Source organism: Pseudomonas fluorescens, assembly GCF_902498065.1.
GTDB classification, from domain to species: Bacteria; Pseudomonadota; Gammaproteobacteria; order Pseudomonadales; family Pseudomonadaceae; genus Aquipseudomonas; species Aquipseudomonas fluorescens_BJ.
Window position 1 is genome coordinate 206,923 of the sequence record NZ_CABVIR010000007.1, and the last position, 18,127, is coordinate 225,049.

General features: G+C 60.0%; 19 protein-coding genes. 7 read left to right on the top strand and 12 right to left on the bottom strand.

The annotated features are described in order from the left end of the window. Window positions 1–64 precede the first annotated feature (64 nt). The 3 genes from F8N43_RS22945 to cysN all read left to right on the top strand — a co-directional run bounded on the left by F8N43_RS22945 (window position 65) and on the right by cysN (window position 3,900). A complete protein-coding gene (locus tag F8N43_RS22945; RefSeq protein ID WP_150639281.1) occupies window positions 65–823 on the top strand; it encodes a Nif3-like dinuclear metal center hexameric protein in 759 nt (252 codons plus the stop codon). Between the two features lie 251 nt (window positions 824–1,074). Continuing rightward, the gene (gene cysD / locus F8N43_RS22950) at window positions 1,075–1,992 is read left to right on the top strand and encodes a sulfate adenylyltransferase subunit CysD (protein WP_010463281.1); all 918 of its coding nucleotides are present in this window, start codon (window positions 1,075–1,077) and stop codon (window positions 1,990–1,992) included. 9 nt (window positions 1,993–2,001) lie between these two features. Next, window positions 2,002–3,900 carry a sulfate adenylyltransferase subunit CysN gene (cysN, locus tag F8N43_RS22955; RefSeq protein ID WP_150654413.1) on the top strand — a complete coding sequence of 633 codons (1,899 nt, stop codon included), beginning with the start codon at window positions 2,002–2,004 and terminating at the stop codon, window positions 3,898–3,900. A 171-nt stretch (window positions 3,901–4,071) separates the two neighbouring features. Here cysN and F8N43_RS22960 read toward each other — a convergent pair whose 3' ends face one another. From F8N43_RS22960 to F8N43_RS22970, 3 genes are read right to left on the bottom strand one after another with little or no spacing between them, the layout of a single operon-like run. Further along, window positions 4,072–4,977 carry an acyltransferase gene (locus F8N43_RS22960; RefSeq protein ID WP_150639280.1) on the bottom strand — a complete coding sequence of 302 codons (906 nt, stop codon included), beginning with the start codon at window positions 4,975–4,977 and terminating at the stop codon, window positions 4,072–4,074. Beyond that, entirely contained in the window at window positions 4,978–7,077 is a 2,100-nt protein-coding gene (gene pta / locus F8N43_RS22965) for a phosphate acetyltransferase (RefSeq protein WP_150633273.1), read from the bottom strand. Window positions 7,078–7,137: 60 nt separating this feature from the next. Then, on the bottom strand, window positions 7,138–7,476 hold the full coding sequence (locus F8N43_RS22970; RefSeq protein WP_150639279.1) for a DUF3565 domain-containing protein: 339 nt from the start codon (window positions 7,474–7,476) through the stop codon (window positions 7,138–7,140). Here F8N43_RS22970 and F8N43_RS22975 point away from each other — a divergent pair. From F8N43_RS22975 to F8N43_RS22985, 3 genes are all read left to right on the top strand, one after another. Next, window positions 7,445–7,930, top strand: coding sequence for an FKBP-type peptidyl-prolyl cis-trans isomerase (locus F8N43_RS22975; RefSeq protein WP_007901600.1), 486 nt, complete (start codon window positions 7,445–7,447; stop codon window positions 7,928–7,930). The two genes, F8N43_RS22970 and F8N43_RS22975, sit on opposite strands and share 32 nt — an antisense overlap. A gap of 122 nt (window positions 7,931–8,052) precedes the next feature. Then, window positions 8,053–8,535, top strand: coding sequence for a glutathione peroxidase (locus F8N43_RS22980; protein WP_150633275.1), 483 nt, complete (start codon window positions 8,053–8,055; stop codon window positions 8,533–8,535). A gap of 143 nt (window positions 8,536–8,678) precedes the next feature. Then, on the top strand, window positions 8,679–9,782 hold the full coding sequence (locus F8N43_RS22985) for an NADH:flavin oxidoreductase (RefSeq protein WP_150633276.1): 1,104 nt from the start codon (window positions 8,679–8,681) through the stop codon (window positions 9,780–9,782). Between the two features lie 117 nt (window positions 9,783–9,899). Here F8N43_RS22985 and F8N43_RS22990 read toward each other — a convergent pair whose 3' ends face one another. Both F8N43_RS22990 and cysZ read right to left on the bottom strand, forming a co-directional pair. Next, on the bottom strand, window positions 9,900–11,099 hold the full coding sequence (locus F8N43_RS22990; RefSeq protein WP_150654414.1) for a glycosyltransferase family 4 protein: 1,200 nt from the start codon (window positions 11,097–11,099) through the stop codon (window positions 9,900–9,902). Window positions 11,100–11,139: 40 nt separating this feature from the next. Then, entirely contained in the window at window positions 11,140–11,892 is a 753-nt protein-coding gene (gene cysZ, locus F8N43_RS22995; RefSeq protein ID WP_150654415.1) for a sulfate transporter CysZ, read from the bottom strand. 315 nt (window positions 11,893–12,207) lie between these two features. Here cysZ and trxB point away from each other — a divergent pair, with 315 nt between their 5' ends. Continuing rightward, window positions 12,208–13,170 (top strand): thioredoxin-disulfide reductase, encoded by a 963-nt coding sequence (trxB, locus tag F8N43_RS23005; protein ID WP_150639274.1) that lies wholly within the window; start codon window positions 12,208–12,210, stop codon window positions 13,168–13,170. 176 nt (window positions 13,171–13,346) lie between these two features. Here trxB and F8N43_RS23010 read toward each other — a convergent pair whose 3' ends face one another. From F8N43_RS23010 to F8N43_RS23045, 7 genes are all read right to left on the bottom strand, one after another. Beyond that, complete coding sequence (locus F8N43_RS23010) at window positions 13,347–14,597, bottom strand: aspartate aminotransferase family protein (protein ID WP_150654416.1); 1,251 nt, start codon at window positions 14,595–14,597, stop codon at window positions 13,347–13,349. A 254-nt stretch (window positions 14,598–14,851) separates the two neighbouring features. Continuing rightward, window positions 14,852–15,190, bottom strand: coding sequence for a HopJ type III effector protein (locus F8N43_RS23020; RefSeq protein WP_150633282.1), 339 nt, complete (start codon window positions 15,188–15,190; stop codon window positions 14,852–14,854). After that, window positions 15,183–15,479 (bottom strand): DUF1244 domain-containing protein, encoded by a 297-nt coding sequence (locus F8N43_RS23025; protein ID WP_092273166.1) that lies wholly within the window; start codon window positions 15,477–15,479, stop codon window positions 15,183–15,185. The genes F8N43_RS23020 and F8N43_RS23025 overlap by 8 nt, the downstream gene beginning before the upstream one ends. A 68-nt stretch (window positions 15,480–15,547) precedes the next feature. Continuing rightward, the gene (folX, locus tag F8N43_RS23030; protein ID WP_008026970.1) at window positions 15,548–15,919 is read right to left on the bottom strand and encodes a dihydroneopterin triphosphate 2'-epimerase; all 372 of its coding nucleotides are present in this window, start codon (window positions 15,917–15,919) and stop codon (window positions 15,548–15,550) included. Between the two features lie 2 nt (window positions 15,920–15,921). After that, window positions 15,922–16,497, bottom strand: coding sequence for a GTP cyclohydrolase I FolE (gene folE, locus F8N43_RS23035; RefSeq protein WP_150633283.1), 576 nt, complete (start codon window positions 16,495–16,497; stop codon window positions 15,922–15,924). Window positions 16,498–16,518: 21 nt separating this feature from the next. Then, window positions 16,519–17,229: a dihydromonapterin reductase gene (gene folM, locus F8N43_RS23040; RefSeq protein ID WP_150633284.1), complete on the bottom strand. Its 711-nt coding sequence runs from the start codon at window positions 17,227–17,229 to the stop codon at window positions 16,519–16,521. Between the two features lie 155 nt (window positions 17,230–17,384). Next, window positions 17,385–17,954 (bottom strand): antibiotic biosynthesis monooxygenase, encoded by a 570-nt coding sequence (locus F8N43_RS23045; protein ID WP_150633285.1) that lies wholly within the window; start codon window positions 17,952–17,954, stop codon window positions 17,385–17,387. Window positions 17,955–18,127: the final 173 nt, after the last annotated feature.

Below are 18,127 nucleotides of genomic sequence, written 5' to 3' on the forward strand. Positions count from 1 at the left end.
CCCATAATGTCGCGCATTATACGAGGCCGCGCGCGCCTCTGAACGGGATATTTAGGAGTCTTTTATGGCCGTCGCCCTGAGCACCCTGGTCGAAGAAGCCGACCGTTACCTGAACAGTGCAAAGATTGCCGATTATTGCCCCAACGGGTTACAGGTCGAAGGTCGGCCGCAGGTGATGCGCATCGTCAGTGGCGTCACCGCCAGCCAGGCGTTGCTGGACGCGGCCGTCGAAGCCCAGGCCGATCTGGTGCTGGTGCATCACGGTTATTTCTGGAAGGGCGAGAACCCGTGCATCACCGGTATGAAGCAGCGTCGGTTGAAAACCCTGCTCAAGCACGACATCAGCCTGCTGTCTTACCATCTGCCACTGGATCTGCATCCGGAAGTCGGCAACAACGTGCAGCTCGCACGTCAACTGGACATCACCGTCGAAGGCCCGCTCGATCCGGAGAACCTTAAAATTATCGGTCTGGTGGGCTCTCTGAACGAACCGGTGACGCCGCGTGATTTCGCTCGCCGCGTGCAGGAAGTCATGGGGCGCGAGCCATTGTTGATCGAAGGCGGCGAGATGATTCGTCGGGTCGGCTGGTGCACCGGTGGAGGTCAGGGTTACATCGATCAGGCGGTTTTGGCCGGCGTCGATCTGTATCTCAGTGGCGAGGCGTCCGAGCAAACCTTCCACAGCGCCCGGGAAAACGACATCAGCTTCATCGCCGCCGGTCACCACGCCACCGAGCGCTACGGTGTGCAGGCACTGGGGGATTACCTGGCACGACGGTTTGCGCTGGAGCACATCTTCATCGATTGCCCGAATCCGATTTGATTAACACCACACATAAAATGTGCGAGCGAGCCTGTTCGCGATGACTGCATCACAAGCGACATTGATGTGACAGATACACCGCAATCGCGAGCAGGCTCGCTCCCACAGGGGCCTGACCGCCCTAACGAGGGGGTATATTCATATACCCTTTCGATCTAGCTCGCGTCCTGATTAGAAGAGGACGCTGTGCTAGGATTCCTCGCTCGAACACGGCCCGCTGGCCGTCCATAAGATCGTTTTCGTGAGTAGCCATGGTCGACAAACTGACGCATCTGAAACAGCTGGAGGCCGAAAGCATCCACATCATCCGCGAGGTCGCCGCCGAGTTCGATAACCCGGTGATGCTGTACTCCGTCGGTAAAGACTCCGCCGTGATGCTGCACCTTGCGCGCAAGGCATTCTTCCCGGGCAAGTTGCCGTTCCCGGTGATGCACGTCGACACCCGGTGGAAGTTCAAGGAAATGTACGCGTTCCGCGACCGCATGGTCGAAGAACTCGGCCTGGACCTGCTGGTGCACGTGAACCCCGATGGCGTCGCGCAGGGCATCAACCCGCTGACCCACGGCAGTGCCAAGCACACCGACATCATGAAAACCGAAGGCCTGAAACAGGCTCTCGACAAGTACGGTTTCGATGCCGCTTTCGGTGGCGCTCGTCGCGATGAAGAAAAATCCCGTGCCAAAGAGCGCGTGTATTCCTTCCGCGACACCAAGCACCGCTGGGACCCGAAAAACCAGCGTCCAGAGTTGTGGAACGTCTACAACGGCAACGTCAACAAGGGTGAGTCGATCCGCGTTTTCCCGTTGTCGAACTGGACCGAACTGGACATCTGGCAGTACATCTATCTCGAAGGCATCCCGATTGTGCCGCTGTATTTCGCCGCCGAGCGCGACGTCATCGAGATGAATGGCACCTGGATCATGATCGACGACGAACGCCTGCTCAATCACCTGAGCGACGAAGACAAGGCGCGCATCGTCAAGAAGAAGGTCCGTTTCCGTACGCTCGGCGACTACCCGCTGACCGGTGCGGTCGAGTCCGAGGCCACCAGCCTGACCGACATCATTCAGGAAATGCTCCTGACGCGAACTTCCGAACGCCAGGGCCGGGTCATCGACCACGATGGCGCAGGCTCGATGGAAGAAAAGAAACGTCAGGGTTATTTCTAAGGGGTTGTCATGTCGCACGTATCTGATTTGATCAGCGAGGACATCCTCGCCTACCTGGGCCAGCACGAACGCAAGGAAATGCTGCGTTTCCTGACCTGTGGCAACGTCGACGACGGCAAGAGCACCCTGATCGGGCGCCTGCTGCACGACTCCAAGATGATCTACGAAGATCACCTGGAAGCCATTACCCGCGACTCGAAAAAAGTCGGCACCACCGGCGAAGACATCGACCTGGCATTGCTGGTCGACGGCCTGCAGGCCGAGCGTGAGCAGGGCATCACCATTGATGTTGCCTACCGCTATTTCTCCACCGCCAAACGCAAATTCATCATCGCCGACACCCCTGGCCATGAGCAGTACACCCGCAACATGGCCACCGGTGCGTCCACCTGTGACCTGGCGATCATCCTGGTCGACGCCCGTTACGGCGTGCAGACCCAGACCCGTCGCCACAGCTTCATCGCCTCGTTGCTCGGCATCAAGCACATCGTGGTCGCCATCAACAAGATGGACCTCAACGGTTTCGACGAAACAGTGTTCGAGTCGATCAAGGCCGATTACCTGAAGTTCGCCGAAGGCATCGCCTTCAAACCGACCACCATGGCCTTCGTGCCGATGTCGGCGCTGAAGGGCGACAACGTGGTGAACAAGTCCGAGCGCTCGCCGTGGTACACCGGCCAGTCGCTGATGGAAATTCTCGAGACCGTCGAGATCGCCAGCGACCGCAACTACACCGACCTGCGTTTCCCGGTGCAGTACGTCAACCGTCCGAACTTGAACTTCCGTGGTTTCGCCGGCACCCTGGCCAGCGGCGTCGTGCACAAGGGCGACGAAGTCGTGGTGCTGCCGTCGGGCAAGAGCAGCCGCGTGAAATCCATCGTCACCTTCGAAGGTGAACTGGAACACGCAGGTCCGGGTCAGGCGGTAACGCTGACCATGGAAGACGAGATCGACATCTCCCGCGGCGACTTGCTGGTGCACGCCGACAACCTGCCGCAGGTGACTGACGCCTTCGACGCCATGCTGGTGTGGATGGCCGAAGAACCGATGTTGCCGGGCAAGAAATACGACATCAAACGCGCCACGACGTACGTGCCGGGTTCGATCACCAGCATCGTCAACCGCGTTGATGTGAACACTCTGGAAGAAGGTCCGGCCAGTTCCCTGCAACTGAACGAGATCGGACGGGTCAAGATCAGCCTCGACACCGCCATCGCGCTGGACGGTTACGCGAGCAACCGCACCACCGGTTCGTTCATCGTCATCGATCGCTTGACCAACGGCACCGTTGCGGCCGGCATGATCATCGCTCAGCCATTGGCGCATGGCAGCAGCACGCACCACGGCAAACTGGCGCACGTTGCCACCGAAGAACGCGCTCAGCGTTTCGGCCAGCAGCCGGCCACCGTGTTGTTCAGCGGTTTGTCGGGCGCGGGCAAAAGCACCCTGGCTTATGCGGTTGAACGCAAGTTGTTCGACCTGGGCCGCGCGGTGTTTGTGCTCGATGGCCAGAACCTGCGTCATGACCTGAACAAAGGTCTGCCACAGGATCGCGCCGGGCGTACCGAGAACTGGCGCCGTGCCGCGCACGTTGCGCGTCAGTTCAACGAGGCCGGTCTGCTGACCCTCGCTGCGTTTGTTGCGCCGAGTGCTGAAGGTCGTGAGCAAGCCAGGGAACTGATCGGCAAAGAGCGTTTGCTGACGGTCTACGTCCAGGCCTCGCCGACGGTCTGCGCCGAGCGAGATCCGCAAGGTTTGTACGCGGCGGCCGGGGATAACATTCCGGGCGATTCCTTCCCGTACGACGTGCCGCTGGACGCCGACCTCGTGGTCGACACCCAGTCGCTGTCGCTGGAAGAAAGCGTCAAGCAAGTGCTGGATCTGCTGCGTCAGCGTGGCGCGATCTAAGCCCTTTTAGCCGTTAATAAAAAACCCGCCGATGAGTGATCATCGGCGGGTTTTTTTGTGGGTCAACTCGGTCAGCTGTGGGAGCTAGCCTGCTAGCGATTGCGGTGATTCAGGTAATAAATCTGCTGAATGTGAACCCGCTATCGCCAGCAGGCTGGCTCCCACAGTAGGTCAGTGTTTATCGGGATACTCCCGATGCATCTGCTCCAGCAACGCATCCTTGTCTTCCCAAAGCTGATTGATCCAGCCCTGAAACTGCAAGCGATACTCTCCATCCTGGTCGTAATTCTTGCCAATGAACTGCGGCGGAATCTTCAGCTCCTGAAAATGCACCACCACGTCCGCAACGTTTCCGCAGAGCAAATCCCAGTACCCCGGACGCCCGCCCGGGTAGTGAATGGTCACGTTGACGATCGACTCCAGCTGCTCACCCATCGCATCCAGCACAAACGCGATGCCACCGGCCTTGGGTTTGAGCAGATACTTGAACGGTGATTTCTGTTGCGCGTGCTTGCCCTCGGTGAAGCGTGTGCCTTCAACGAAATTGAAAATCCCCACCGGGTTATTGCGAAATTTTGCGCAGGTCCTGCGGGTGGTTTCCAGATCCTTGCCTTTCTTCTCCGGGTGTTTTTCCAGGTAGGCCTTGGAGTAGCGCTTCATGAACGGAAAGCCCAACGCCCACCACGCCAGACCAATCACCGGCACCCAGATCAGCTCTTGCTTGAGAAAGAACTTCAACGGCTGGATGCGCCGGTTGAGCACGTACTGCAACACCATTATGTCGACCCAGCTCTGGTGGTTGCTGGTGATCAGGTACGAGTGCTGGTAGTCCAGGCCTTCGAGGCCGCTGAGGTGCCAGCGCGTGCGGCAGACCAGGTTCATCCAGGCCTTGTTGTTGCTGATCCAGGCTTCATGGGTATGGCTCATCAACCAGCGCGTGAAACGCTGGGTGAGGGCAAACGGCAACACCTTGAAAATCGCCACGCAGAACAGAAACGAGCAGAGCAAAATTGTATTCAACGCCAGCAACAACGATGCAATCACGCCGCGCACGGCGGCAGGCAGGAAATCCAGCATTTAAAGATCCAGAGGTCGGTTGGCAGCTTGAATCGCGGTCAACGCGATGGTGTACACGATGTCATCGACTTGCGCGCCGCGCGGCAGGTCGTTCACCGGTTTGCGCAGGCCTTGCAGCATCGGCCCAAGGCTGACGCAATCGGCACTGCGCTGCACGGCTTTGTGCGTGGTGTTGCCGGTGTTCAGGTCGGGGAACACGAACACTGTGGCACGTCCGGCCACCTGACTGTTCGGCGCCAGTTGCCGGGCGACGGTTTCGTTGGCGGCGGCGTCGTATTGCAACGGGCCGTCGATCAGCAGTGAGTGCTGTTGTTCGTGGGCGAGCAAGGTCGCCTCGCGCACCTTCTCGACTTCTTCACCGCTGGCCGACTCACCACTGGAATAGCTGATCATCGCCACGCGCGGGGTAATGCCGAATGCGGCGGCCGAGTCGGCGCTTTGCAGGGCGATCTCGGCCAGTTCGCTGGCACTCGGGTGCGGGTTCATCACGCAGTCGCCGTAGACCAGCACCTCTTCGGGAAACAGCATGAAGAACACCGACGACACCAGGGTGCAGCCCGGCGCTGTTTTAATCAGCTGCAAGGCCGGGCGGATGGTGTTGGCGGTGGAGTGAATGACCCCGGACACCAGGCCGTCGACTTCATCCAACGCCAGCATCATCGTGCCGATCACCACGGTGTCTTCCAGTTGCTGCTCGGCCATCGGCGCATTGAGGCTTTTGCTTTTGCGCAAGGCAACCATTGGCTCGACGTAGCGTTCGCGAATCAGGTCCGGATCGAGAATTTCCAGACCTGGCGGCAGCTCGATATCGTGGGCACGGGCCACGGCTTCGACGTCCGCCGGTTTCGCCAGCAACACGCAACGGGCAATGCCGCGCGCCTGACAGATCGCCGCCGCTTGTACGGTCAGCGGCTCGCTGCCTTCGGGTAACACGATGCGTTTGTTGGCGGCCTGGGCGCGCTGGATCAGTTGATAACGGAACACCGCCGGCGACAGGCGCATTTCCCGTGGCGTGCCGCAGCGCTGGTGCAGCCAGTTGGCATCGAGATGGCTGGCGACGAAGTCGGTAATGATCTCCGCACGCTCGCGGTCGTCGATCGGGATTTCCTTGTTCAACCCGTTCAACTGGTTGGCGGTCTCGTAGGAACCGGTGCTCACCGACAACACCGGCAAACCGGCCTGCAACGCGCCACGGCACAAGTCCATGATGCGCGGGTCGGGCAGGGTGTCGCTGGTCAACAACAGGCCGGCCAATGGCACGCCGTTCATGGCGGCGAGGCTGACGGCGAGGATGATGTCGTCGCGATCGCCGGGTGTCACCACGAGTACGCCGGGCTTGAGCAGCTCCACGGTGTTGCGCATGGTGCGGGCGCAGATGATGATTTTGGTCATGCGCCGGGTTTCGTAATCGCCGGCATTGAGGATTTGCGCGCCCATCAGGTCGGCCACGTCGCGGGTGCGCGGCGCGTTCAGTTCCGGCTGGAACGGGATGCAACCGAGCAAGCGGAAATCACCACTGCGCAGCAACGGCGAATGCTCCTTCAGGCGCGAGGCGAAGGCCTCCATGCTCTCGTCGGTCTTGACCTTGTTGAGGATCACGCCGAGGACTTTCGGATCTTTCGGACCGCCAAACAATTGCGCCTGCAATTCCACGCGGCCGGAGAGCTCGGTCAGCACTTCGTTTTCCGGCGCCGAGACCAGGATCACGTCGGCGTCGAGGCTCTTGGCCAAATGCAGATTGACCCGCGCGGCGTAACTGGCGCTGCGGGTCGGGACCATGCCTTCGACGATCAGCACGTCCTTGCCAATGGCCGCTTGCTGATAGAGCGTGATGATTTCTTCGAGCAACTCATCGAGCTGACCGTCGCCCAGCATGCGCTCTACATGGGCCAGGCCCAGCGGTTGAGGCGGTTTCAAGCCGTGGGTGCGCGCCACCAGTTCGGTGGAGCGCTCCGGCCCGGTGTCGCCCGGATGGGGCTGGGCGATCGGTTTGAAAAAGCCGACTTTGAGGCCGGCCCGCTCAAGTGTACGCACCAGCCCGAGGCTGATGGAGGTCAGACCCACACCAAAATCGGTGGGTGCGATAAAAAAAGTTTGCATGCGGATTCTCTAAGGGTGCATGGCAAAGGCGATCATCTATAACTGACGATCTACCGAAATTCAGTCGCCAAGGTTATCGCTAACCGAGCCTTGTGCGCACCACCCGCAATCAAAGGGTTGACCTATTTTTTCATGACGCCGCAGTGGGTCCATGACCCAGGCGCGTGATTGCCACGGCGGCTGGTGGCGCAGGTGTTGCGTGTGGCCGCAGGAAAGCTCGGCCACCCAATGCCCGTCCTCGTCCTGATGAAAACCGGTGACCGTTGAGCCTTGCGCTGCATTCCGTCTGTCCGGGTTGTGTTCGCTTTCGGACGATTGCTTCGCTAAACTTGGCCTTTCTAAATTCTTATGCAAAAGGTCTCGCCCCATGCTGATCGCCGCCAATAAGGCTGTCTCCATCGACTATACCCTGACCAACGACGCTGGTGAGGTCATCGACAGCTCCGCCGGCGGCGCGCCGCTGGTCTACCTGCAAGGTGCAGGCAACATCATCCCGGGTCTGGAAAAGGCTCTGGAAGGCAAAGCAGTCGGCGACGAGCTGACCGTAGCCGTTGAACCTGAAGATGCCTACGGCGAATACGCTGCTGAACTGGTCAGCACTTTGAGCCGCAGCATGTTCGAAGGCGTCGACGAACTGGAAGTGGGCATGCAGTTCCACGCTTCCGCGCCGGACGGCCAGATGCAGATCGTGACCATTCGCGACCTGGACGGCGACGATGTCACCGTCGACGGCAACCACCCGTTGGCCGGTCAGCGCCTGAATTTCCAGGTCAAGATCATCGACATCCGTGATGCCAGCCAGGAAGAAATCGCTCATGGTCACGTCCATGGCGAAGGTGGCCATCACCACTGATTTTCTGCGCTAAGCTCAGATAACTGGAGAGGCGCCCGAGGGCGCCTTTTTAGTCCGCGGCTGTCCCTGGCGGCGCCGCCAAGTGGCTGTTTCGAGAAGAACACGGGAATCTGGAGTTCGTCATGAGTGCTTTTCACGACCTTAAATTAACAGCCCTGGATGGTCAGGAGCTACCTCTGGCACCCTTCAAGGGGCACGTCGTGCTGGTGGTCAACGTCGCCTCCAAATGTGGCTTGACCCCACAGTACGCGGCGCTGGAAAACCTCTACCAGCAATACAAAGGTAAAGGCTTCAGCGTGCTGGGCTTGCCGTGCAACCAGTTTGCCGGGCAAGAACCAGGCACCGAGCAGGAGATCCAGGAATTCTGCAGCCTCAACTATGGCGTGACCTTTCCGTTGTCCAGCAAGCTGGAAGTCAACGGTCATGAACGTCATCAGTTGTATCGCCTGCTGGCAGGCGAGGGTGCTGAGTTTCCGGGTGACATCACCTGGAACTTCGAAAAATTCCTGCTCGGCAAGGACGGCCGTGTATTGGCGCGATTCTCGCCGCGTACGGCGCCGGATGATCCGAGCGTCATTCAGGCGATCGAAAAAGCCCTGAGCTGATTCCCTATTGCAGGAGCCGGCTTGCTGGCTCCTGCAGTTTCGTGTGACTTTTAGATCTTAATCACTGCAATCAATAGTGCTGTTCATTGCGACGGACTCTCCATATTATCGCCGTCATAAAGTCTATTCCCGTGGAGCGTCCCATGCCTGTCAAAGCCCTGTTCAAACCGTTCCACCTCGGCACCCTCGAACTGCCGACCCGTGTCGTCATGGCGCCGATGACCCGCTCGTTCTCGCCGGGTGGCGTACCTAACTCCAAAGTGGTCGAGTACTACCGTCGTCGCGCCGCCGCCGGCGTTGGTTTGATCATCACCGAAGGCACCACCGTCGGTCACAAAGCCTCCAACGGCTACCCGAACGTGCCGCATTTCTACGGTGAAGACGCGCTGGCCGGCTGGAAGAAAGTCGTCGACGCGGTGCACGCCGAAGGCGGCAAGATCGTGCCGCAACTGTGGCATGTCGGCAGCGTGCGTCGCATCGGCACCGAGCCGGATGCCAGCGTGCCGGGTTACGGTCCGTCGGAAAAACTGAAGGACGGCCAGGTCGTGGTGCACGGCATGACCAAGCAGGATATCCAGGACGTGATCGCCGCGTTCGCCCAGGCTGCCAAGGATGCCCAGAGCATCGGCATGGACGGTGTGGAAATCCACGGCGCCCACGGCTACCTCGTGGATCAGTTCTTCTGGGAAGGCACCAACCAGCGCACCGACGAATACGGCGGCGACCTGGCCAGTCGTTCGCGTTTTGCCATCGAACTGATCCAGGCCGTGCGTGCAGCCGTCGGCGAAGGTTTCCCGATCATCTTCCGTTTCTCCCAGTGGAAGCAGCAGGACTATACCGCGCGTCTGGTGCAAACCCCGGAGGCTTTGGGCGAATTCCTCAAGCCGTTGTCCGACGCCGGCGTGGACATTTTCCACTGCTCGACGCGCCGTTTCTGGGAGCCGGAGTTCGACGGTTCTGAACTGAACCTGGCGGGCTGGACGCGCAAACTGACCGGCAAGCCGACCATCACCGTGGGCAGCGTCGGCCTGGATGGCGAGTTCCTGCAGTTCATGGTCAACACCGACAAGATCGCGCAGCCGGCCAGCCTGGAAAAACTGCTGGAGCGTTTGAACAACGACGAGTTCGATCTGGTGGCGGTAGGGCGTGCGCTGCTGGTGGACCCGGACTGGGCGCAGAAAGTGCGCGACGGTCGTGAGGAAGACATTCTGCCGTTCAGCCGTGAGGCGTTGATGACCTTGGTCTAAGCGGCGACTGGCAAGGCCCCATCGCCAGCAGGCTGGCTCCCACATGTTCTGTGTACAGCGCAGACCCCCTGTGGGAGCCAGCCTGCTGGCGATGAATGACTCAATGTCACCCTGGGCTCAGGGCAAGGTGGGTGCATTCGGCACCACCGCCTCCCCAACACAAGCCCCGCGCAACTGCCCCTCAAACTGCTCGATAATCGCCGCCCACCCCTGCCGACTCGCATGCTGGCGCGCATTGAGCCTTATGCATCGCAAGGTTTCGCGCTCCTCCAGCAGCCACGCCGCGGCATCGTTGAACGCTTCCTCATCCCCCGGCATCGCCAGCACGCCGTTGTAGCCATGGCGTATATGCTGAGCCGCCGCAGCCTGATCGTAGGCCACTACGCCCAACCCTGAAGCGAGCGCTTCAAGCACCACATTGCCGAACGTTTCGGTCATGCTCGGAAACAAAAACACATCCCCTGACGCATAGTGGCTGGCCAAGGCTTCGCCGCGCTGTGCGCCACAGAAAATCGCCTCGGGCAGTTCCTGCTCCAGAGCCACTCGTTGCGGACCGTCACCGACGATGATCAGTTTTAAGTTTCGCTGTGGATAAGTTGCTTTCAGCGTGTCGAAACAGCGTTTGAGCAAACCAAGATTCTTCTCCGGTGCCAGGCGTCCTACGTGGATGACAGCGATGTCCTTCTCACCCAGGCCCCATTGTTCACGCAACGATTGCAGGCGTTTGGTCGGGTGGAACAACTGACTGTCGACCCCACGGGAAAGCAATGCCAGCCGCTCGAAATGCCGCCGCTCGAGCTCCAGTCGCTGGCTGACACTTGGCACCAGGGTCAGGGTCGAACGATTGTGAAACCAGCGCAGGTAGTGGGTCAGCAGGCGCGTGAGCAAGCCGAGCCCGTACTGATTGGAGTATTGCTGGAAATTGGTGTGAAAGCCGCTGACCACCGAAATGCCCAGGCGCCGTGCTGCACGCAACGCGGACAATCCCAGTGGCCCTTCCGTGGCGATGTACAGCACGTCCGGGCGCTGGCGCTTCCAGCGTCGCAACAGCTTGTGCATCGACGACTGACCCCATTGCAAACCTGGATACCCTGGCAGCGGCCAGCCCCGACACAGCAGCAACCCATCGTCGCTGCCCAGCTGTTGATCGCAACCTTGCCGCGGCCGCACCAGTTCTACCTGATGGCCGCGCGCGCGCAAACCGTCGCACAAGCGGCCAAGGGTATTGGCCACGCCGTTGATTTCGGGAGGGTAGGTTTCGGTGATCAGGGTGATATGCAGAGCTGTCGTCATGACCTCAGTGTCGGCTGAGGCCATGTCGTCGTTGTGGCGTTTTGATGATGGATTTGTGACCGGCTCAGCGTTGCGTCACCAGATTCTCTGCACCGCGCTCACGCACCCAGAACAATGTCGCGCCCGCCACCGCCGCCGGCATCATCAGAATGTTGACCACCGGAATCAGCAGCACCAGGTAAACACTGCCGCCAAAACTCATGCTCTGCCAGCGCTTCTCGCGCAGCCAGGCAAGCATCTCGTTCCAGCCGAGTTTGTGGTTGTCCGCCGGGTAGTCGATGTACTGGATCGCCATCATCCACACCCCGAACAGCAGCCACAGCGGCGCGGCGATGATGTTTACCACGGGGATGAACGAGAGGATGAACAGCCCGAGCGCCCGCGGCAGGAAGTAGCCGAGCTTGCGCATCTCCCGAGCCAGGGTGCGCGGGACCATGGCGATCAGTTCGCCCCAACTGAACGCCGGGAAGTCATCGGTGCCACGCACCACCACTTCGACTTTCTCCGCGAGAAAGCCGTTGAACGGCGCGGCGATGATGTTGGCCAGCATGGTGAAGGTGAAGAACACCATCAACACCACCAGCACCACGAAAATCGGCCACAGGACATAACTGAGAAAACTCAGCCAGTCGGGCAGGGACGGCATCAGCGTATCGACCCACAGGCTGAATTGATGGCCGGCCAGATAGATCAATCCGACGAACAGCACCAGATTGATCGCCAGCGGCAGCAACACGAACAAACGCAGGCTGGGGCTGAGGACCAGCTTGAGGCCTTCGCGCAGGTATTGCGGGCCGGACAGAACAGGGGCGGGCATATCGTGCTCCGAGCAGAGGGGAAACGCGCCGACCTTACCGGCTTTGCCTGAAGGGCGAAAGCGCGGTCGCAGTATCGACATCAACTGTAACAAAGGCGCCTATATATAGGCTGCAATCGGATAGAGACCGCCTATGAGCTGGATTGTTAAACCGTATTTCCTTAATCTTCGCCCCCTCGATACGCTGCACCCAATCTTTTTACAGGACTGTCGAGTTCAAGCCTTCCCCAAGTGCTTTCAACAGTCCTTTTTTATTCCCGCCGGCAACCCGGCGTTCCGCGCCAGGTGTTTCGGGCCGGTCAACAGGAGCAGGTCATGTCTGAAGTCCGTCATTCGCGAGTGATTATTCTCGGTTCCGGCCCTGCCGGTTACAGCGCCGCGGTCTATGCCGCCCGTGCCAACCTCAAGCCTTTGCTGATTACCGGCATGCAAGCCGGCGGTCAACTGACCACCACCACCGAAGTCGATAACTGGCCGGGCGACGTCCACGGTCTGACCGGCCCGGCGTTGATGGAGCGGATGCGTGAGCACGCCGAGCGCTTTGAAACCGAGATCGTTTTCGATCACATCAATGCCGTGGACTTCGCTGCCAAGCCGTACACCCTGACCGGTGACAGCGCGACGTACACCTGCGACGCCCTGATCATCGCCACCGGCGCCAGCGCTCGCTACCTGGGCCTGCCATCGGAAGAAGCGTTCATGGGCAAAGGCGTTTCGGCCTGCGCGACCTGCGACGGTTTCTTCTATCGCAACAAGCCAGTGGCCGTGGTCGGTGGCGGTAACACCGCTGTCGAAGAAGCGCTGTACCTGGCCAACATCGCCAGCACCGTGACCCTGATCCACCGTCGCGAGACTTTCCGCGCCGAGAAGATCCTGATCGACAAGCTCAATGCCCGCGTTGCCGAAGGCAAGATCATCCTGAAACTGAACTCGAACCTGGACGAAGTCCTGGGCGACAACATGGGCGTTACCGGTGCTCGCCTGAAGAACAACGACGGCAGCTTCGACGAGCTGAAAGTCGACGGCGTGTTCATTGCCATCGGCCACACCCCGAACACCTCGTTGTTCGAAGGCCAACTGACGTTGAAAGACGGCTATCTGGTGGTGCAGGGCGGCCGTGAAGGCAACGCTACCGCGACTAACATCGAAGGCATCTTCGCGGCCGGCGACGTGGCTGACCACGTTTACCGTCAGGCGATCACCTCGGCCGGTGCTGGCTGCATGGCTGCACTGGATGCCGAGCGTTATCTGGACGACCTGCAGAACGCCAAGTTCTGAGAGCGTTGAAATGAAAAAACCGGCTTCGGCCGGTTTTTTTGTGCCCACAGAAAGTGCGGCCAACACAAACCCTTGTGGGAGCTAGCCTGCTAGCGATGGTGTGTCAGTCACATCAATGGAGCTGACACACCATCGCTAGCAGGCTAGCTCCCACAGGGACTGCATGGGCTTTAAGTTCAGACTAGTTTCTTCAGACACACCTCGAGGATGTCCAGACCTTCCTCCAGTACGGTAGCCTCGGTGGTCAATGGCGCCAGCAGCCGAATGATATGGCGCGACTTGCCGCTGGGCATCAGCAGCAATCCCGCCTCGCGCGCCAGGGCCAGCAGTTGGGTCAACTGCGCCGGGGCCGGTGTACCGTCGGCATGGGCCAGTTCGATGCCGCGCATGGCGCCCACGCCGGTCAGCCGTCCGAGAAAGGGTGAAATCCTGTTGGCGCGCCAGGCGTCGTAGCGACTGACAATCGCTTCTTCCTGTTGCACGCCCCACGCGTGCAGGTTGGCGTCGGTCATTTCATCCAGCGTCGCCAACGCAGCGGCGCAAGCGATCGGATTGCCCGAGTAAGTGCCGCCCAGTCCGCCCTTGGGCAAGGTGTCGAGCAGTGTCTTGCGCCCCACCACCGCACCCAGCGGTACGCCGCCGGCGATGCTTTTGGCCAGCAGGATCAGGTCGGGTTCGATACCCAGTCGCGAGAACGCAAACCGCTGGCCGGTGCGGCCGAAACCGGACTGGATTTCATCGGCGATCAGCAGGATGTTCTTTTCATCACAGAACTTGCGCAAGGCCTGTGCGAACGCCACGTCCATCGCCAGGAAGCCCGCTTCGCCCTGCACCGGTTCGACGATAAAACATGCCACGTCGTCGACATCGATCTCGACGCTGAACAGCCGATCCATCGCCTTCAACGCTTCGGCGCAGGTCACGCCGTTGTCCTTGCTCGGGTAGGGCAAGTGGAACACCGGACCGGGCAGCACGCCGACTTTCTGCTTGTAAGGCGCGACTTTGCCATTGAGGTTGAGGGTGGCAAGGGTGCGACCGTGGAAGGCGCCGTCGAAAGCGATGACGGCCGTGCGACCGGTCGCGCCACGGACGATCTTCAGGGCGTTTTCCGCCGCTTCCGCGCCGCTGTTGGTGAGCATGCCGCTGACCGGGTAATCCACCGGAATGAACGCGGTCAGTCGCTCCATGAGTTCGAGATAGGGCACATGCGGGGCGGCGTTGAACGCGTAGTGCGTCAGCCGGGTGGCTTGTTCGCGAATGGCCTCGACGATGCGCGGGTGGCAATGGCCAAGGTTCAGCACGCCGATGCCGCCGACAAAGTCGATGTAGCGTTTGCCCTCGGTGTCCCAGACCTCGGCATTTTTGCCATGGCTGAGAGTGACGGGGTGCACGATGTTGATCGACTGGCTGATGGTTTCGCTGCTCATGGATGACCGACTCTGAAGAAGGGATACTTCTTTTTATCTAAGCCGTGAGCAGTGGTGCCGGGCAAACGAAATAAAGTTGCCGGGTCAATCTTAAAAGTCGGGATGTGCTCTGAGCGTTGTGCAAAATACTTCGAAACAACGCAGACCCCTTGCAGGAGCCGGCTTGCCGGCGATGGCGTCTTCGAAGGCGATGCACGACTCGAGGGACCCATCGCCGGCAAGCCGGCTCCTGCAAGGTTGGTGTCAGTCAGAAATCAGCGGCGGGTCAGTGGTTGTTCAGTGAATTTCACGCCGGCCAAACCGTGAGTAATCAACGCACGGATGTTGCCGTGATCGCTGCCGTCGGGGGTGGCCACGACGGAGCGGTAATGCTCGCCAAACGCCAACAGCGCTTCTTCATCGCTCAACCCTTCCAGCAACGCCAGACCCAGGGTCTTGCACGAACCTTCGTTTTGCCCGGCCGCATTTTCCACGCCGCCGTTGTTGAAGGCCTGAGGCTGGTAATCGTAGCCTGCGGCGATGAACGCCAGGGTGTCGGCAAAAACGTGTTCGCCGCTCTTGAGGCTGGCGCGCAGGGTGTTCAAATCACTCATTGGGTTTTCCTTTGGCGAACGCCGCTTGTTGGTCGGCGCTGGCTTCTTGCTGGTATTGGGCTTTCCACTCGGCGTACGGCATGCCGTAGACGACTTCGCGGGCGTCGTCGAGGCTGACCTCGATCTGGCGTTCGTCAGCCGCGGCCTTGTACCACTTGGACAGGCAGTTGCGGCAGAAACCCGAGAGGTTCATCAGGTCGATGTTCTGCACATCCTTGCGGCTGTCCAGGTGCGCGACCAGCCGGCGGAAGGCGGCGGCTTCAAGTTCGAGGCGTTGTTGATCGTTCATGGCGGGCTCTGTGCAATCGAATCGTGGCGCGGATGATAAAAGTCTGGCGCACGATGCGCCAGACGCGGTCAGCGGCTTGCGGCCAGGGTGATCGACACCGACTCGGCGAAGCGCAGCGCGTGGGGCTTGTCGACTTCGACCTCGGCGTACAGCACCGACTCATTGGCCATGACCAGATCGAGAATTTCCTGGGTCAGGCGTTCGAGCAGGGCAAAGCGATTGCCTTCCACGTGAGCGATGATCGCTTTGGTGATGGTCCGGTAATTCAGCGCGTGATCGATGTCGTTGTCACGCACCGCTTCCTGGGCGGCATACAGGATCGTCAGGTTGATCAGCACGTCCTGTTTGTTGAGGATTTCATCCTCGTTGATCCCGATGAACGTCCGCAGGCACAGGTCCTTGACCCGGATGCGTGCCATTCCTGGTTGAAGTTGTGGCATTGCTACTTGCTCCGTCCAATCAATTGCAGGAACTCCTGACGGGTGTTGCTCGAGTCGCGGAAGGCACCGAGCATCACCGAGGTGTTCATGGTCGAATTCTGTTTCTCGACGCCGCGCATCATCATGCACATGTGCCTGGCTTCGATGACCACCGCGACACCGGCGGCACCGGTCACCTGTTGCACCGCGTCGGCGATTTGCCGGGTGAGGTTTTCCTGGATTTGCAGGCGACGGGCGAACATGTCCACCAACCGCGCAATCTTCGACAGACCCAGCACTTTACCCGTTGGAATATAAGCCACATGGGCCTTGCCGATGAAGGGCAGCAGGTGATGTTCGCAGAGTGAGTACAGCTCGATGTTGTCGACAATGATCATTTCATCGTTGTCGGAGGCGAACAACGCACCGTTGACGATCTCTTCGATACTTTGATCGTAACCATGACACAGGTACTGCATGGCTTTGGCCGCGCGTGCCGGTGTATCGAGCAGTCCCTCGCGGTCGGGATTTTCACCGAGGCCGATGAGGATCTCTCGGTAGTTCTGGGACAGGCTATTCCGGGGTCGGGATAACGTCATGAAATATCCTCGCGGGGCAACTTACTTGAGGTGCCGTCCGCCGTTGACGGTCAGGGTTGTGCCGGTGACATAAGGGTTGTCGAGCAAATAACGCAGGCTCTGGTAGATCACTTCGCTGCCGGGTTCGATACCCAATGCGGATTTGGCCAAAGCCTTGGCGCGGTACGCCGCGTCGTCGTCAGGATTGAACAGTAGCAGGGCGGGGGCGATGCCGTTGACCTTGATGTCGGGCGCGTACTTCGCCGCGAAGGACAGGGTCAGGCTGTCGAGCCCGGCTTTGCTGGCGCAGTAGCCGATGTGCTTGCTGCTGCCCTTGCGTGTGACGTCATCGCTGATGTGCACGATGTCCGCCGGGGTCGAGCGTTGCAACAAGTCCGCACAGTGCAGGTTGATCAGATAGGGCGCCAGCATGTGCACGCTGAACATGCCGGTGAACGCTGCGGCGTCGGTGTCAGGCGTTTCGGCCAGCCATTGGGACGCGTTGTGGATGATCGCCCGCAGGCAGACGGTGTGGGTTTTCAGTTCGCTGATGAAGGCGAGTATCCCGCCTTCGCTGGAAAAGTCGGCGAAGATTGCCGTCGCCCCCAGATCACGCAATGCCTGTACGCCGGGGCGTTCAGTGCGATAGCTGAAGATTACCGCGTGGCCGTCTTCGAGCAATCGCTGCGCACAGTGCAGGCCGACACGCTGGCCGGCACCGGTGATGAGGATCGGGGCGGATGAAGAAGTCATGAACGGCTCGCGTCGCGGTAAGAGCAAAACTATACCAGCGAGCGGCCGCGTTCACCTATTGTGGGAGCGAGCTTGCTCGCGGTGGGGCCGTATGCTCAAACATCGATGTTGGCTGTTACACCGCTGTCGCAAGCAAGCTCGCTCCCCCAGGGTGATCAGCGGTTTTGGGAGGATGGTTCAGCGGACAACGGACGTATTGGCGTGCTGTTCAGCCAGTTGGCCAGAATCCGGGTCGACAGCGGAATAAAGAAGTAGACCATCAGCGGCGTCAGGCACAGCGTGCTGATAAACACCCGAGGCAGGAGGCTCATTTCACCGAGCAACGGCCCCAGTACAAAGTTGAACAGCAACGACACCGGGAAGAACGCCAGCCAGATCGCCACGGCCTGTTTCCAGCGCGGTGGACGTTGACCGGCCGCGCCGAACCAGCCTTCGATGCCGCTCACACGATGTTCCGTTTTATGCGCAAACAAGTCGCTGCCGCGTGCGAGCCAGGCGGTACGCGAGGCCGAATGCTCCCACGCGTGCATGGTCTGCTCGTTGGCGAAACGGAAAATGATCTGGAATTCGTCATCATCGGGCGGCGGGGCGAGCACGCCTGAGCCGAGATAACCCTGGAAATCGGTGGCCAGTTGTTCGCCTTCGCGTAACCAGGCCATCAGGTCCTGATAACGTCCATCGGCGACGCGGCGCGCAACCATCAGCGTGACGGGTGAGGTAGACATCGTGTATCTCCGTATGACAATCGCGTCACTCCGGATAGGAGTTTCGCCAGGCACAGCGCCGGGGTGGTGGGCTGCGTCTTGGAACAAGCAAGGATTATTCCGGATTCTACAGGTTCTGCCTGTGACAATCGTCTCCCATCAATGGGTTGAATGATGATGGGGCAACAGAGGTA

Coding starts and splice junctions, on each gene's coding strand:
- F8N43_RS22985 (WP_150633276.1), top strand. CDS start 8,679: ATGCCTGTCAAAGCCCTGTTCAAACCGTTCCACCTCGGCACCCTCGAA.
- F8N43_RS22945 (WP_150639281.1), top strand. CDS start 65: ATGGCCGTCGCCCTGAGCACCCTGGTCGAAGAAGCCGACCGTTACCTG.
- cysN (WP_150654413.1), top strand. CDS start 2,002: ATGTCGCACGTATCTGATTTGATCAGCGAGGACATCCTCGCCTACCTG.
- F8N43_RS23010 (WP_150654416.1), bottom strand. CDS start 14,597: ATGAGCAGCGAAACCATCAGCCAGTCGATCAACATCGTGCACCCCGTC.
- folE (WP_150633283.1), bottom strand. CDS start 16,497: ATGACGTTATCCCGACCCCGGAATAGCCTGTCCCAGAACTACCGAGAG.
- trxB (WP_150639274.1), top strand. CDS start 12,208: ATGTCTGAAGTCCGTCATTCGCGAGTGATTATTCTCGGTTCCGGCCCT.
- F8N43_RS22960 (WP_150639280.1), bottom strand. CDS start 4,977: ATGCTGGATTTCCTGCCTGCCGCCGTGCGCGGCGTGATTGCATCGTTG.
- folM (WP_150633284.1), bottom strand. CDS start 17,229: ATGACTTCTTCATCCGCCCCGATCCTCATCACCGGTGCCGGCCAGCGT.
- F8N43_RS22970 (WP_150639279.1), bottom strand. CDS start 7,476: ATGGAGACAGCCTTATTGGCGGCGATCAGCATGGGGCGAGACCTTTTG.
- F8N43_RS23045 (WP_150633285.1), bottom strand. CDS start 17,954: ATGTCTACCTCACCCGTCACGCTGATGGTTGCGCGCCGCGTCGCCGAT.
- F8N43_RS22980 (WP_150633275.1), top strand. CDS start 8,053: ATGAGTGCTTTTCACGACCTTAAATTAACAGCCCTGGATGGTCAGGAG.
- cysZ (WP_150654415.1), bottom strand. CDS start 11,892: ATGCCCGCCCCTGTTCTGTCCGGCCCGCAATACCTGCGCGAAGGCCTC.
- cysD (WP_010463281.1), top strand. CDS start 1,075: ATGGTCGACAAACTGACGCATCTGAAACAGCTGGAGGCCGAAAGCATC.
- F8N43_RS23025 (WP_092273166.1), bottom strand. CDS start 15,479: ATGAACGATCAACAACGCCTCGAACTTGAAGCCGCCGCCTTCCGCCGG.
- folX (WP_008026970.1), bottom strand. CDS start 15,919: ATGCCACAACTTCAACCAGGAATGGCACGCATCCGGGTCAAGGACCTG.
- pta (WP_150633273.1), bottom strand. CDS start 7,077: ATGCAAACTTTTTTTATCGCACCCACCGATTTTGGTGTGGGTCTGACC.
- F8N43_RS22990 (WP_150654414.1), bottom strand. CDS start 11,099: ATGGCCTCAGCCGACACTGAGGTCATGACGACAGCTCTGCATATCACC.
- F8N43_RS22975 (WP_007901600.1), top strand. CDS start 7,445: ATGCTGATCGCCGCCAATAAGGCTGTCTCCATCGACTATACCCTGACC.
- F8N43_RS23020 (WP_150633282.1), bottom strand. CDS start 15,190: ATGAGTGATTTGAACACCCTGCGCGCCAGCCTCAAGAGCGGCGAACAC.